Source organism: Streptomyces sp. NPDC051172, assembly GCF_040682555.1.
Classification (GTDB): Bacteria; Actinomycetota; Actinomycetes; order Streptomycetales; family Streptomycetaceae; genus Streptomyces.
Map to the genome: position 1 here is coordinate 1 of NZ_JBFBBE010000031.1, position 14,326 is coordinate 14,326.

Below are 14,326 nucleotides of genomic sequence, written 5' to 3' on the forward strand. Positions count from 1 at the left end.
GGTCTACCTCGATTGAGGTAGACCGAATTCGGCCGTTTGGTGTGCGCGGAATTCGGTCGCCCGTACGACGATTCGATCGCGGCTCCTTTTCTAATCTCGTGGGCACGGCAGCAAAAAGCCCTAAGGAGTCCGCCGCCCATGAAAAGAGTTCTCGTCGTGGAGCCACACCCGCAGGTGCGGGCGGCTCTCGCTGACCTCGTAGAGGACGAGCCCGGTTATGAACTCGCGGGCGCCGTGGCCACCGCAGCCGAAGCGATATCGCTGGTCGGCGCTGTGATCCCGGACGTGGTTCTGATCGACGCGGACACACCGGACCGGCGGTCCGGGCAGTTCGGCCATCAGCTCGGCGAACTCCTCCCGATGGGTCTGCTCGTCCTTCTCTTCGCAGCCACCGAACCACAAATGGAGTGCCCGGAATCGCCGGAGAAAACACCCCACACCAGCATTCTCAAGACCGCCGCACTCGAATTCCTGAGGAGTCTCAGCGCATGAATTCCACCTTTGAGAACCACCCGGACTCGACCCCGTCCACGCCTGCTAAGAGGCGAGGCCTCAGCCGACGCCGGCTGGTGCTCGGTGCCGCGGGAGCGGCCGTCGCGATCGCGGCGGTCGGCGGTGCCGTCACCGCGCTCACGGTGAACAACGCGGACGCCTCCGACAAGGGCAGTGCCGTACGCGGCCCGCTGCACACCCAGGGCGGCGACATCGTGGATGCGAGCGGCAAGAAGGTGGTCATGACCGGCGTCAACTGGTTCGGCATGGAGACCGGCACATTCGCGCCGCACGGCCTGTGGAAGCGCAACCTCGACTCCATGGTCGAGCAGATGGTCGACACCGGGTTCAACACGCTCCGGCTTCCGTACTCCAATGAGCTGTTCAATGCGAGCAGCAAGCCGAACGGCATCGACTACAAGCAGAACCCCGACCTCAAGGGGCTCAACGGCCTCCAGATCATGGACAAGGTCGTCCAGAGCGCCACCAAGCACGGACTGATGGTCATCCTCGACCAGCACCGCCCTGACCAGTACGGCCAGAGTGAGCTCTGGTACACCGAGAAGCTTCCCGAGAGCAAGTGGCTGTCGGACTGGAAGATGCTCGCCGAGCGCTACAAGGGGAACAACAAGGTCATCGGTGCCGACCTGCACAACGAGCCGCGCGGCCAGGCCACCTGGGGCGACGGAAATGCCAAGACCGACTGGAAGATGGCCGCGGAGAAGGCCGGCAACACCATCCACTCGGTCAACAAGAACTGGCTGATCTTCGTCGAGGGCAACGACAAGTTCAAGGACGAGTCGACCTGGTGGGGCGGCGAACTGCGGGGCGCCAAGGAGCACCCGGTCAAGCTCAAGGAGGCCGACAAGGTCGTGTACTCCGCGCACGACTACGGGCCCGGTGTCTACAACCAGAACTGGTTCATGGACAAGAACTTCCCCAACAACATGCCCGCCTTCTGGGACAAGCACTGGGGCTACCTGAAGAAGTCCGGCACGGCTCCCGTGTGGCTCGGTGAGTTCGGCGGCAAGCACAGCACCGGCAACAACACCGAGGCCGTGTGGCAGAAGAGCCTGATGCAGTACCTGAAGAAGAACGGCATCAGCTACACCTACTGGTGCTGGAACCCCGACTCCGGTGACACCGGCGGCGTCCTCAAGAACGACTGGACGACCGTGGACCCGGGCAAGAAGGCTCTGGTCTCGATGTACCAGGCCCCGGTGCCGGGGGCGAAGATCACGGGGACGCAAGAGGCAGCGAAGTAGTTGCACAGGCCGTGACAAGCGGCACCCAGAGGCCGCGGACGACGACGTCCGCGGCCTCTCAGCCGTGCACCGCGGCCTCCGCCCGCCCGATCGCCCAGGCCGCGTTGACCAGGCCGATGTGGCTGAGTGCCTGCGGGAAGTTGCCCAGCAACTGGCCTCCCATCGGGTCCACTTCCTCCGCCAGCAGCCCGACGTCGTTGGCACACGCGACTGTCCTCTCGAAGACTTCCCGGGCCTCGCCGACCTCCCCCATCAGGGCCAGCGCGTGGGCGAGCCAGAAGGAGCACATGAGGAAGGCGCCCTCCTCGCCCACCAGTCCGTCGTCGACCCGCTCATAGCGGTGGACCAGGCCGCTCGGACCGGTCAGCCGCTCCCGTACAGCGACGACTGTGGCCCGCGCCCGGGGATCGTCCGGCGCGGTGAACCCGGTGATCGGCAGCATCAGCGCGGAGGCGTCCAGCAGATCGGACCCGAACGTCTGACTGTAGGCCCCGGCGCGTCTGCTCCAGCCCTGTTCCTCGATCGCAGCCCGGATCACCGCGCGGGCAGACCTCCACGCGGGCACCTTGGCGGCGGCGTCAAGCTCGTCCGCCAGCGCGATGGCCCGGTCCAGCGCCACCCAGCACATGAGCTTGGAGTAGACGAAGTGCTGCGGGCGTCCGCGGACTTCCCAGATACTGTGATCCGGTTCGGACCAGTGGGCCGCTGCGGCATCGGCCAGACTGATCAGGAACCGCCGGCTGTGCCCGTCCAGCCGGCTCAACCGGCCGCGCAGCAGATGCGCGGCGTCCAACAACTCACCGTAGATGTCGAGTTGGCGTTGCCGCCACGCGTCGTTGCCGATGCGCACGGGCCAGCTGCCGCCCCAGCCGGACAGATGGCCAAGCGTGTGCTCGGTCAGCTCTCGCTCGCCGCCCACCCCGTAGAGCACCTGCAGCTGCTGGCCGTCGGCAGGCCCCTCGGCGGAGACGGTCCGCGCCATCCAGGAGAAGAACGCCTCCGCCTCACCCGGGCAGGCGGCGACCGACAGGGCGTGCAGGGTGAAGGAGGCGTCCCGCACCCACGAGAAACGGTAGTCCCAGTTGCGCTCGCCACCCACGGCCTCCGGCAGTGATGTCGTGGGCGCCGCCACCACAGCGCCGGTCGGCGCGAACGTCAGCGCCTGAAGCACCCGGCCGCTGAGGTGCACCGCGTCCCGCCAGGGCCCTTCGTACCGCTGGTTCAACGCCGCCCAGGCCCTCCAGGCATCCAAGGTGGTGGACAGGGCCGCCTCGATGTCAGCCTGTGTCCACAGGTGTGGTTGGCTTCCGACCGGCACGTACTGCAGAGCGAAAGCCGCCCGCTCCCCGGCGCTCAGCACCACCTGCCCGCGGGCCGTGGCCCGTCCCTCGATGCGCACCGGTGAGGACAGCAGCAGCGATCCGGAGCCGAACGGGCACAGCAGCCCTCCATCGGACGGCACCAGCGGCGACCGGATCGAACCGTATTCCGGTCTCGGGGCGTACTCCACCGCCACCCTGGCCGATCCCTGCGTGCACTCCACCACACGCAACAGCGCGTGGGGCACCTCGCGGCCGAGGACCCGGCCGCTCGCGTTCTCGCCTACCGCCAGCGCGTCGGTCAGCTGGACGGTTCCCGTATCGGTGCGGAACTCGGTGCGCAGCACCATCGTCGTGTCCACGTACGCCCGCTGCGCGCTGAAGACACCGGCCGGCCGGATCCACCAGTGCCCGGCGGAACCGTCCAGCAGTCGCGCGAACACGGAGGCAGAGTCGAAGCGGGGAAAGCACAGCCAGTCCACCGACCCGTCACGCGCCACGAGCGCCGAGCCCTGGCAGTCCGACAGGAGCGCGTAGTCCGCTATCGGCCGGGCCTGAGTACCCACGGCCGCAAGGGGGGTGGGCGAGCGCACAGGATGACCGTCCATCACGGGGCCCGGTGAGACTACTGCGGGAGCGGGGACCCACGCCCGTCCGGGGATCTCAGTCACGGCATCTCCCTGAATGCGAAGTGACACCGGCCCGAACGAAATGGAAACCCGTTCCATAGCGGGCGCATTCCATCACCTGAGCCCCGACATGGACACGCGAGCAACGACTTCCAGAGATCTTTACGGCGCGGCTCACGCCGAGTCGTGACGGCTGTCGTGGGCAGTGCCAGGCCGGGAGGAGAAGGGGTCCCGACGGCGATGCTTCGACGGCCGAAGCACGGGCGGCGGGCAGTCGGCAGCCCCTCACTCCGAAACCGCCGTACTGACGTGGCCTCTCCTGATCTCGGGGCGGCTCGACGTCCGGCAGCGCCCAAAAACCTACCGGAGCGCGTTTCGAGAAACGCCCCGGCGCACCTTCGCGGCGCGGCAGCCGAACGCGCCCCGCGGTGATCCGCCCGCTCAGCACATGCCGGCGGGGATCCCGGCGAGGGGCGTGGTGCCCAGCACTATCGGCATCGCTGCCGGAGGGAAGTCGTCACGCCGACCACTGGTACTCGTCACTCGGGACCATGCCACCAGCGAGCTCACCGGACGGCACCAATCCCAGCCGCAGGGCGTGCGCGACCGCCTGAGTGCGGCTGTGCACCCCGAGCTTGTCGAAGATGTGGCTCACGTACGTCTTCACCGTCTGCTGCCCGATGCGCAGCTCGCGCGCGATTTCCTTGTTCGCCTTGCCATGAGTGAGCATGACAAGGACCTCCGACTCGCGTTCGGTGAGCCGCTCCGGCCGGGTCCGGTCCGTGACCTGGTCGACCAGACGGGCGACGGCAACGCTGGAGACGTACGTTCTCCCGGCCGCCGCGGCCTTGACCGCGTGCCGCAACTCGTCGGCCTCCGCGTTCTTCAGCAGAAACCCTGTCGCGCCCGCCTGCACCGCCGCCATCACCGCGCCCCCGTCGCACGCGCTCGTCAGTGCCACGACCCTGACCTCGGGCAGCTCCCGGCGGATCTGCTCCGTGGCCTCGATGCCGTCCATGACCGGCATCATCAGGTCCATCAGCACCACATCCGGGTTGATTTCCCGGGCCAGCCGCACGGCCTCCCGGCCGTTGGTCGTCTCACCAGCCACCGCGATGTCGCCGTCAACGCTCAGGAAGTCACGCAGGCCTTGCCGGACCACCGCGTGGTCCTCCGCAATCAGAACATGCACTACCACGGGTGATCTCCGTTGTCGAGCATCAGCCAGGCACCCACCGCGGCTTCGCGCGGTACGCACCTCGAGGCCGATGCAGTCGGCATCGCCCCAGGTGTTCATTCCATGACCTCAGGCCGCAGGGAACATAAAGGGGGGATTTTGTGACAAACAGGGAACCCGCGGCGGCCCTCGCTCATTCCATACTCTCGGATGGAAACCGTTCGCTGTCGTAACGGGGTTCACCTGCGGCGACATCGACGCACGGAGCACTGATCGCGACGTGACCGCTCCGAGTGCCGAGGGCAACCCTGCAGCCGCCGACCCGCACCGCCCGTGACGCCGACGGCGCCTCGGCACCCCGCTGACGGGACCGCTCCGCAGGTGCCCGCAGAGCCCCCGGCCCCATTCGGCCACCCACTCGGCGAACCGCTCGCAGCTCGGCAGAGCCAACAGCACCAGCGCCCCGGCAGCCCAGCCGCCCAGTGCGTCGGTGAACCAGTGATAGCCCAGGTAGACGGTGGTCAGGCCGACCACCAGGGCGGCCAGCGCGGCCAGCACGCCCGCCGCCCGGCGGTGACGAGGGGCGAGGTGCGCGAGCGTCCCCCAGATGACGACACTGTTGGCCGCGTGACCGGACGGGAAGATGTCACCGCCCCGGAAGAGCTCGGCGGACCCGATGGTGTAGGCGTAGCTGGGCCCGAGACGTCCGGCGCCCAGCTTGACCGCACCTACGCTCACATTGAGCAGCGCCAGCGCCGCGAGGAAGACCAGCAGGGGGCGCGGATCCCGGCCGCGCCAGGAGCGCCACCCCAGCCATGACAGCGCCACCGCCACAGTCGGCCCCCGCTGCCCCGCGACAACCAGGACGTCCAGCACCCCCTGCAGCTGCGGCCATTGTCTGGACGGCCGCCACATGGCTATCCGCCAGTCGAAATCCAGCAGAGGAGAACGGGTGAGCACCATCATGAAGACGGCCACGTACGCCCCAGCCACCAGAACAGCGAGACTCGCTCGCCTCATCGGTAGAGCCAAGATGCTCATGTCGCACTCCCGGCCCCCTCGGGGACTCTGACCGCTCGCCCTCGACCCGGATCAGAGTTGCGACGTCTCCCGACGCAGCCGCATACCGAGGGGAAACCCGCACCGTTTCACCCAAGATTCCTTTTGCGTCACATATATTCCCACGAGTTCGGGCTGCCCTCACCCCGAGACTTCGTGGCCAGGAACGCCACCGGGCGTACGTCACCCGAGGGATTCCGCCGGCTCTCTGACGAGCGAGGCCGTCTTGTCACCGTGCTCGGCGGCGATCGCTTCAAAGGACGGTGCGATCTGGCGGCAGGACGGCACCACCGGTCACCAACACGATCCGGTCGGGTCGCCCCCTCCATCGCCTCGCTCGTCGAGTTGCCTACGCCCTCGCAGCCAGGACCGGTTGATAGAAACCGCTGGTGTCCGGCATGCGCCATGCGATGTCGGTGAAGCCGGCTGCGGTCGCGGCATCCGTCACCTCTTCCCGGCTCAGCGCCCAGGATGTGGTGCGGCGGACCCGCACCTCCCATCCCGCTTCTTCGGGCAGGAGCTGAAAGTACTCCTGGTCGTAGCGCTCGCCGTCGTCGTGCCAGTGCCACAGCTGGAAGGTGATCGACCGGCCGTCCGAACCGTGCGAGACCTGGGGAGGCTGGGAGGCGGGCCGGGTCCGGCGGAGGTCGTCGTAGTCCCGGAGGGTGAGCAGGAGCAGGCCGTCGTCCGTCAGCACCCGCCGCATCTCGCGCAGGGCCGCCGCCACATCCCGTGCCGTCAGCAGGTGGGCGAGCGAGTTGTCGGCGCACACGACCACGTCGAAGGCGCCCGGCGCGAAGGGAAGTCGACGCATGTCCGCCGCCGCTACGGGCAGAGCGACGCCGCGGGCCGCGGCCTCGACCGCGGCCCGCGCGGCGGCGACGGGGCTCACATCACTGCCGACCACCCGGTGTCCGGCGCGGGCCAGCCCGATCGCCTGGGTGCCGATGCCACAGGCGCAGTCGAGCAGCCGGTGGGGTCCGGTGCCGAGTTCCCTGCGGACGAGAGCGTCCAGGGTCGCGGCCTGGCGGGTCATGCTCGCATCCCAGTCCGGGAAGATGCGGTGGTAGTCGGCGGCGAGTGAGTCGTAGAAGTCGCGTGCCGAGTCCTTCACTCGCCCGTCGCCTCCAGCACCGCCATCGCCGCGTTGTGCCCCGGCACCCCGCTCACACCCCCGCCCCGCACCGCGCCCGCCCCGCACAGCAGCACGTTCGCGTGCCGGGTCTCCACGCCCCAGCGGCCCGTGCCGTCCTGGGCGTAGGGCCAGGCAAGTTCGCGGTGGAAGATGTTGCCGCCGGGCAGGCGCAGGTCGCGCTCCAGGTCGAGCGGGGTCTTGGCCTCGATGCAGGGGCGGCCGTCGGCGTCGGTCGCCAGGCAGTCGGCGAGAGGCTCGGCGAGGTGGGCGTCGAGCCCGGCGAGGGTGGACTTCAGGAGTTCTTCGCGTACGGAGTCGTTGTCGCGTTCGAAGAGCCGGGCAGGTGTGTGCAGACCGAAGAGGGTGAGGGTCTGGTAGCCCCGGTCGACGAGGTCGGGGCCGAGGATCGTCGGGTCGGTGAGGGAGTGGCAGTAGATCTCCGAGGGCGGCGCGGTGGGGAGCCGGCCGGAGGCGGCCTGGGCGTGGGCGGCGGCGAGTTGCCGGTAGCCCTCGGCGATGTGGAAGGTGCCGGAGAACGCCTCGCGCGGGTCGACGGAGTTGTCGCGCAGCCTCGGCAGCCGCTTGAGGAGCATGTTCACCTTGAGCTGGGCGCCCTCGGCGGGGGTTGGGGGCGTGTCGCCGGTCAGTTCGGCGAGGGCCTGCGGGGAGGCGCCCACGAGGACGTGCCGGGCGGCTGCGACGCCTTCCCCGTCCGGCGTGCGATAGGTGATCTCGGCGGTTCGGCCGTCCGTGTCGATGCGTACGGCCTCGTGTCCGGTGGCGAGGACGGCGCCCGCATTCCGGGCGGCCCCGGCCAGGGCGTCGGTCAGGGCGCCCATGCCGCCGACGGGGACGTCCCAGGCGCCGGTGCCACCGCCGATCACGTGGTAGAGGAAGCAGCGGTTCTGGGCCAGTGAGGGGTCGTGGGCGTCGGCGAAGGTGCCGATGAGGGCGTCGGTGAGGACGACGCCCCGCACGAGGTCGTCGGCGAAGCGGTCCTCGATCGCGGTGCCGATGGGCTCCTCGAACAGCGTCCGCCAGGCCTCCTCGTCGCCGATGCGGCGGCGCAGTTCGTCGCGGGTGGGCAGCGGCTCGGTGAGCGTCGGGAAGACCCGCTCGGCGACGCGGCCGGTCATGCCGTAGAAGCGCTGCCAGGCCTCGTACTCGCGGTCGGACCCGGTGAGCCGGGCGAAGGCCTCCCGGGTGCGTCTCTCGCCGCCGCCGACCAGGAGTCCGGTGGGGCGGCCGTCCCGTTCCACGGGGGTGTACGAGGAGATGGTGCGGGCGCGGATGCGGAAGTCGAGGCCGAGGTCGCGCACGATCTTCTTCGGCAGCAGGCTGACCAGGTAGGAGTAGCGCGACAGCCGTGCGTCGACGCCGGCGAAGGGGCGGGTGGAGACGGCGGCGCCTCCTGTGTGGTCCAGCCGCTCCAGGACCAGTACGGACCGACCGGCCCGGGCCAGGTAGGCGGCGGCGACCAGGCCGTTGTGGCCTCCGCCGACGATCACAGCATCGTATGTCCGGTGTCCCTCGTGTGCAGCCATGGTTCTTGGTAACACGCGATGATCGTCAGCGGCCAGAGGTGTACGGCGACGGGGTCGGCGCCCGCCCGACGCCCCCTGCCGGCGCAATGCCGCCACCCGGCGGTACAGCTCGACGGCCTCGGCGCCGCGGCCGAGCTGCTCCAGGCAGTGGGCCTCGTCGTTCCGGCCGGCGAGGGTGCCGGGGGGCCGGGCCTTGGACATGCTCGCGGACGGCAGCGGCACCACGGTGCACGGCCCACCCGTCGACCCCCGGCAGCGTCCGCCGGACGTGCGCCGCCGATGCTGTACCGCCACCCGGCGGTACAGCTCGACAGCCTCGGTGCCGCGACCGGCGAGCGTGCGGGGCGGACGGGCGCTGGGCATGTTCGCGCGCGGCGGCCACGCCCGCCGTGCCACGGCCCGGCCGGCCAAGGCCCACGACACCCCGGGTGCCCGGCCACCAAGAGCCTGAGGCGCCTCAGCGCCCGCCCGACGCTCGCTGCTGCCGCAGTACCGCCACCCGGCGGTACAGCTCGACGGCCTCGGCGCCGCGGCCGAGCTGCTCCAGGCAGTGGGCCTCGTCGTTGCGGCTGGCGAGGGTGTCGGGGTGGTCGGGGCCCAGGACGCGTTCGCGGGCGGCGGCCACGCGGCGGTATTCGATGAGGGCGTCGGACCAGCGGCCCAGCCAGCCGAGGCCGACGGCGACCTCGCGGCGGCTGACCAGGGTGTCGGGGTGGTCGGGGCCCAGGACGCGTTCGCGGATGGCGCAGACGTCGCGGGACTCGGCAAGGGCCTCCTCCCAGCGGCCCAGGCGGCCGAGGTTGACGCCGAGGCCGTGGCGGGCGCGCAGGGTCTCGGGGTGGGTGGGGCCCTGGACGCGGGTCCGGTCGTCGATCAGGGCGCGGTAGAGGGTGAGGGCCTCGGCGCTGCGGCCCAGGCGGCCGAGGCTGATGCCGACCTCGTAGCGGGCGGCGAGGGTGTCGGCGTGGTCGGGGCCGAGGGCCTGGGCGCGGGCCTCGGCGACCTCGCGGTAGGTCTGCAGGGCCTCCGGCCAGCGGCCCAACTGACCGAGGGCGTAGGCGACTTCGTAGCGGGTCACGAGGGTGTCGGGGTGATCCGGGCCCAGCACGCGGGCGCGGGCGGCGGCCACCTCGCAGGCCATGCGGTACGAGTCCTCCAGGCGCCCGAGTCTGCTGAGGTTGAAGGCGAGGTTGTGGCGGCAGCGCAGGGTGTCGGGGTGGTCGGGGCCCATGCCGCGCTCCCGTGCGGCCAGCACGGCGGTGTACACCTGGTGGGCGTCGAAATGACGGCCCAACTGGCCCAGCACGTAAGCCATTTCCTGGCGGGCGGCGAGCGTGTCGGGGTGGTCGGCGCCCAAGGCGCGGGTTCTCGCGGCGGCCACGAACTTGTACTCCTGCAGGGCGTCGGCGGCGCGGCCGGTGCGGCTGAGGGTGAAGGCGACCTCGTAGCGGCTGGCGAGGGTGTCGGGGTGTTCGGGGCCGAGCAGATGGGCGCGTTCGGCGGCGACCGCGCGGTGCACCTCGCCGGCCTCCGCCCAGCGGCCGAGTCGTCCCAGGCTGAGCCCGGCGTTGTGCCGTCCGGCGAGGGCGGTGAGGATCTGCGCGGAGGGGGCAGGACGCCGGTCGGGAGCGGGGTCCTCGCTCCGCCCGTTCGCGGGCCGCGGAATCCATTCGCCGGTCAGGCCCGCTCCGGCGTCCGGAGGCGTGCTGCCGAGGCCGGTGCCGGTGGCCTTGTGGCCGGTGGTCATGCCGCGGGTCCAGGAGGGCAGGCGAGGCTCACGGGAGGGGGCCTGCTCCGGCGGTCGGAGCACCGGCTGAGGGGTCACGACGGTCGGTACGTACGCCGGTGTCGTCCGGCCCGCAGTGATGCGGCGGCCCAACTCACGTGCGTCGTGCGGGCGTTGCTCGGGGAGTTTGGCCAGCAGGTCCAGGATGATCTTCTCTAGGTATTCGGGGAGCTCGGCACGCCGGCTGCGCGGCGGGCGGGGCGGGGTGTCGCGGTGGCCGACGAGGATCGCCCAGGCGTCGTCGAGGTCGAACGGCGGTGCCCCGGTGGCGATCTCGTACAGGACACAGCCCAGCGAGTACAGGTCGCTGCGCTGGTCGACCTCCGAGCCGCCGATCTGCTCCGGCGACATGTAGTGCGGGGTGCCCATGGCGATGCCGGTGCCGGTCAGCCGCGAGGTGAAGCCGATGTCGTGGCCGAGGCGGGCGATGCCGAAGTCACAGATCTTCACCGTGCCGTCCGTGAGCCGCATGATGTTGGCGGGTTTCAGGTCGCGGTGCACGATGCCCTGCTGGTGGGTGTAGGCGAGGGCGGAGGCGACCTGGTCGGCGATCTCCACGACGTCTCCGACCGGCAGCGGGTGGTGCTTGTTGTCCTCCAGGAGCTGGGAGAGGTTGCGGCCCTCCAGGAGTTCCATCACCAGGTAGAGGATGCCGTCGTACTCGCCGAAGTCGTGCACGACGGTGATCCCGCGGTGCTGGAGGGCGGCGGCCACGCGGGCCTCGCGGCGGAAGCGTTCCCTGAGGACCCGGGTGAAGGACTGGTCGTGGTGCGGACCGAGGGGCTTGAGGCACTTCACGGCGACATGACGGCCGAGCGACTCGTCGCGCGATCGCCACACCTCGCCCATGCCGCCCCGCCCGATCAGGTCGAGCAGCCGGTACCGGCCCTGGATCAGCCTGCTGTCCCCCATCTGCTGCGATCGCCCCCGTAACTTTTCGTCCCGGCCACCCCTGGCTCGTCCAGTATGGCGAGCTATCGCCCGAGTTTGTACGGTGCCGGGCGGGAGCCGGGGCCGAGCCGTGACATGGCGCGCAGGATGTGTTTGGGCGGGAGTTGCCAGCGCAGACGTGCGGGAATGCAGCGAAGCAGGGTGCCTGTGGCGCGCAGTTGCAGGGTGACGGTGTCGTGTTTCGGGGCGGGTCTGCCGTACAGCTCGTGGGCGTACGGCGGCAGGGTGGCGTACGCCAGTCGGGCCACGCGCCGCCACAGCACCTCGCGCGCGGGGACGAGGAGGGGGTGCGTCGGCGGGCGGAGCAGGAAGTCGTCCACCTCGCGTGCCTCGGGTCCGACGGCGAGTTCGGGCCGAACCTTCTCGAAGTAGGCGGCCATCTCCTCCTGGTCGGCCGGTACGGCGTCCGGGTCGAGGCCCACCAGGCGGGCGCCGGCGCGCTGTTCGCCGATGTAGCGGTCGGCCTGCGCGTCGGTGAGCGGGAAGCCGGAGCGGCGCGCGACCTGCAGATAGGAGTCGATCTCGGCGCAGTGCACCCACAGCAGCAGCTCGGGATCGTCGACGCCGTACCGCTCCCCCGTCGCCGGGTCGGTCGCCGACAGCATCGTATGGATCCTCCGGACGCGGGCGCCGGCCCGTTCAGCGGCCTCGGTGGTGCCGTAGGTGATGGTGCCGACGAAGTTGGCGGTGCGCATCAGCCGGCCCCACGCGTCGTTGCGGAAGTCGGAGTTCTGCATGACGCCGCGCACCGCCCGGGGGTGCAGCGCCTGGAGGTAGAGCGCGCGGACTCCGGCGACCCACATCATCGGGTCGCCGTGCATCTGCCAGGTCACCGAGGACGGTCCGAAGAGCCCGGGGTCACCTGTCTGGGTGTCCGTCACCTGTGCAGGCTAACGCCGCACCCTCGGCATCCCCAGACCGATCCACGAGATGATCTCCCGCTGGATCTCGTTGTTGCCGCCGCCGAAGGTGAAGATCACGGCGGAGCGGTAGCCGCGCTCCAGTTCGCCGTGGAGCACCGCGCCGGCGGAGCCCTCCTTCAGCGCGCCCGCCGCCCCGACGATCTCCATCAGCCAGGCATAGGCGTCCCGGCGCGCCTCGGAGCCGTAGACCTTGACCGCGGAGGCGTCCTGCGGGGTGAGCGTGCCGTTCTGAACGGCGTGCACCATGCGCCAGTTGAGCAGCTTCATCGCGTCGAGCCTGGTGTGGGTCTGGGCGAGGCGGCGGCGCACCCAGGGCAGGTCGATCACGCGGCGGCCGTCGGCGAGCTTGGTCTCGGTCGCCCACCGCTGCACGTCCTGCAGAGCGCGGATGGCCATGGTGCCGTGGGCGGCGAGGGTGACGCGCTCGTGGTTGAGCTGGTTGGTGATCAGCCGCCAGCCCTGGTTCTCGGCGCCGACACGGCGGGAGACGGGGACGCGGATGTTCTCGTAGTAGCTCGCTGTGGTGTCGTGCGAGGCGAGGGTGTTGATGAGGGTGCAGGAGTAGCCGGGGTCGGTGGTGGGGACGAGGAGCATGGTGATGCCCTTGTGGGGCGGGGCGTCGGGGTCCGTGCGGGTCGCCAGCCACACCCAGTCCGCGGTGTCGCCGTTGGTGGTCCAGATCTTCTGCCCGTTGACGACGTACTCGTCACCGTCACGTACGGCGCGCGTCTTCAGGGACGCGAGATCCGTCCCCGCGTCGGGTTCGCTGTAGCCGATCGCGAAGTCGATCTCGCCGGCGAGGATCCTGGGCAGGAAGTACGCCTTCTGCTCGTCCGTGCCGAACTGCATGATCGTCGGACCGACCGTGTTCAGCGCCATCAGCGGCAGCGGTACGCCGGCCTGGGCGGCCTCGTCGAAGAAGATGAACTGCTCCATCGCGGTGAGCCCGCGCCCGCCGTACTCCTTCGGCCAGCCCACGCCGAGCCAGCCGTCCGCGCCCAGGCGCCGGATGGTCTCGCGGTAGAAGCGCTTCTGGGCGGCCGGGTCGCCGTGCCGGGCGTAGGCGTTGTCCGGCACCAACTCGGCGAAGTACGAGCGCAGTTCGGTGCGCAACCGCTGCTGCTCGGGCGTGTATTCGAGGTGCACGGCGCCTCCAGGCTTCCCAGGCCGGTCCTGACGGCGCACACCGTAGAACGTGTTACAGAAATTGGGAATGGCGAGGGACACGGAAAGGGCCCCGGTCGTCGACCGGGGCCCTGCGCCCATTGCCGAGTGACCTGACGGAACTGATCAGTGGGCGACGGGAGTCGGCCGGGTGGCGCCCTTCGCGCGCACCGGCTTCGGGGCGAGCACCCGCTCCGCCAGCACCCCGAAGACCAGCCCGAAGGACGTCCAGAGGGTCGACTGGACGGCCAGGGCCGCCAGTCGGAACTGCCACAGCAGGGTGGCGGAGAAGTCCTTGGGGACCTCGTTGAAGGACGGCAGGAACGCGTGGGCGAGCCCGATGGCAAGGACGAGGAACGCGCCTGCGGCGAGCGTCGCGTTCCAGTTGTCCAGGCGGGGTTCCAGGCGCTTGCCCAGGATGACGGTGGCGACGGCCGGCAGCACGCTCAGCACCACCATCAGGAAGTACGCCGTGGTGCGTTTGCCGATGGTGTCGGGGTCGCCGACGGACGGCGGGTTGGCCGGGTACTTCAGGAACACGACGTACACGGTGATCAGACCGGCGGCCGCCAGGAGCAGCGCGCCCGCGCGCGGTCCGATGCGGCCGATGCGGCCGAGCGCGAAGCAGTACGCGAGGGCGGCGATGCCGCCGAACGCGACGCCGTAGACCAGGACACCGGTGGACAGGCCCGCGGTGGACTGCATCGTGCGGCTGACGGTTTCGACGCCGTGCTCGTGCGAGTGCGCCTCCTCGTAGGCGATGGCCGCATCCACGCGCGGTTCACCGAGGAAGTAGGCGACGACGAGGGCGAGCAGGCCCGCGGCGAGTCCCGCGAGCGTGCCGCGGACCAGGAGGTTGCGGACGGTTGCCGGGTTCACGGG

Annotated in this window: 11 protein-coding genes; 2 read left to right on the forward strand and 9 right to left on the reverse strand. The window is 70.4% G+C overall.

The features are described from left to right. Positions 1–138 precede the first annotated feature (138 nt). Both AB0N07_RS20285 and AB0N07_RS20290 read left to right on the forward strand, forming a co-directional pair. Positions 139–492 (forward strand): DNA-binding response regulator, encoded by a 354-nt coding sequence (locus tag AB0N07_RS20285; protein WP_365836840.1) that lies wholly within the window; start codon positions 139–141, stop codon positions 490–492. Next, positions 489–1,757, forward strand: coding sequence for a glycoside hydrolase family 5 protein (locus tag AB0N07_RS20290; protein ID WP_365836842.1), 1,269 nt, complete (start codon positions 489–491; stop codon positions 1,755–1,757). The genes AB0N07_RS20285 and AB0N07_RS20290 overlap by 4 nt, the downstream gene beginning before the upstream one ends. A gap of 58 nt (positions 1,758–1,815) precedes the next feature. On the opposite strand, the gene AB0N07_RS20295 is transcribed toward AB0N07_RS20290, so the two are convergent. The 9 genes from AB0N07_RS20295 to AB0N07_RS20335 form a co-directional block, all read right to left on the reverse strand. Next, on the reverse strand, positions 1,816–3,747 hold the full coding sequence (locus tag AB0N07_RS20295) for a glycoside hydrolase family 15 protein (RefSeq protein WP_365836844.1): 1,932 nt from the start codon (positions 3,745–3,747) through the stop codon (positions 1,816–1,818). A gap of 475 nt (positions 3,748–4,222) precedes the next feature. Continuing rightward, complete coding sequence (locus tag AB0N07_RS20300; protein ID WP_365836846.1) at positions 4,223–4,903, reverse strand: response regulator transcription factor; 681 nt, start codon at positions 4,901–4,903, stop codon at positions 4,223–4,225. Positions 4,904–5,011: 108 nt separating this feature from the next. Then, positions 5,012–5,923, reverse strand: a complete 912-nt coding sequence (locus tag AB0N07_RS20305) for a phosphatase PAP2 family protein (RefSeq protein WP_365836848.1) — start codon at positions 5,921–5,923, stop codon at positions 5,012–5,014. Between the two features lie 367 nt (positions 5,924–6,290). Beyond that, positions 6,291–7,055, reverse strand: a complete 765-nt coding sequence (locus AB0N07_RS20310) for a methyltransferase domain-containing protein (protein ID WP_365836850.1) — start codon at positions 7,053–7,055, stop codon at positions 6,291–6,293. Next, on the reverse strand, positions 7,052–8,620 hold the full coding sequence (locus tag AB0N07_RS20315) for an NAD(P)/FAD-dependent oxidoreductase (protein WP_365836982.1): 1,569 nt from the start codon (positions 8,618–8,620) through the stop codon (positions 7,052–7,054). The genes AB0N07_RS20310 and AB0N07_RS20315 overlap by 4 nt, the downstream gene beginning before the upstream one ends. A gap of 457 nt (positions 8,621–9,077) precedes the next feature. Beyond that, positions 9,078–11,318, reverse strand: a complete 2,241-nt coding sequence (locus tag AB0N07_RS20320; RefSeq protein WP_365836852.1) for a tetratricopeptide repeat protein — start codon at positions 11,316–11,318, stop codon at positions 9,078–9,080. 62 nt (positions 11,319–11,380) lie between these two features. After that, positions 11,381–12,178 (reverse strand): oxygenase MpaB family protein, encoded by a 798-nt coding sequence (locus AB0N07_RS20325; RefSeq protein WP_365836984.1) that lies wholly within the window; start codon positions 12,176–12,178, stop codon positions 11,381–11,383. 69 nt (positions 12,179–12,247) lie between these two features. Continuing rightward, positions 12,248–13,426, reverse strand: a complete 1,179-nt coding sequence (locus AB0N07_RS20330) for an acyl-CoA dehydrogenase family protein (RefSeq protein ID WP_365836855.1) — start codon at positions 13,424–13,426, stop codon at positions 12,248–12,250. A 144-nt stretch (positions 13,427–13,570) separates the two neighbouring features. Then, entirely contained in the window at positions 13,571–14,323 is a 753-nt protein-coding gene (locus AB0N07_RS20335) for a CbtA family protein (protein ID WP_365836857.1), read from the reverse strand. Positions 14,324–14,326 lie beyond the last annotated feature (3 nt).

What these genes read in the sequence shown, in the direction of transcription:
- AB0N07_RS20325 (WP_365836984.1), bottom strand. Translation starts at nt 12,178, where the DNA reads ATGCACGGCGACCCGATGATGTGGGTCGCCGGAGTCCGCGCGCTCTAC.
- AB0N07_RS20285 (WP_365836840.1), top strand. Translation starts at nt 139, where the DNA reads ATGAAAAGAGTTCTCGTCGTGGAGCCACACCCGCAGGTGCGGGCGGCT.
- AB0N07_RS20320 (WP_365836852.1), bottom strand. Translation starts at nt 11,318, where the DNA reads ATGGGGGACAGCAGGCTGATCCAGGGCCGGTACCGGCTGCTCGACCTG.
- AB0N07_RS20315 (WP_365836982.1), bottom strand. Translation starts at nt 8,620, where the DNA reads ATGGCTGCACACGAGGGACACCGGACATACGATGCTGTGATCGTCGGC.
- AB0N07_RS20305 (WP_365836848.1), bottom strand. Translation starts at nt 5,923, where the DNA reads ATGAGCATCTTGGCTCTACCGATGAGGCGAGCGAGTCTCGCTGTTCTG.
- AB0N07_RS20290 (WP_365836842.1), top strand. Translation starts at nt 489, where the DNA reads ATGAATTCCACCTTTGAGAACCACCCGGACTCGACCCCGTCCACGCCT.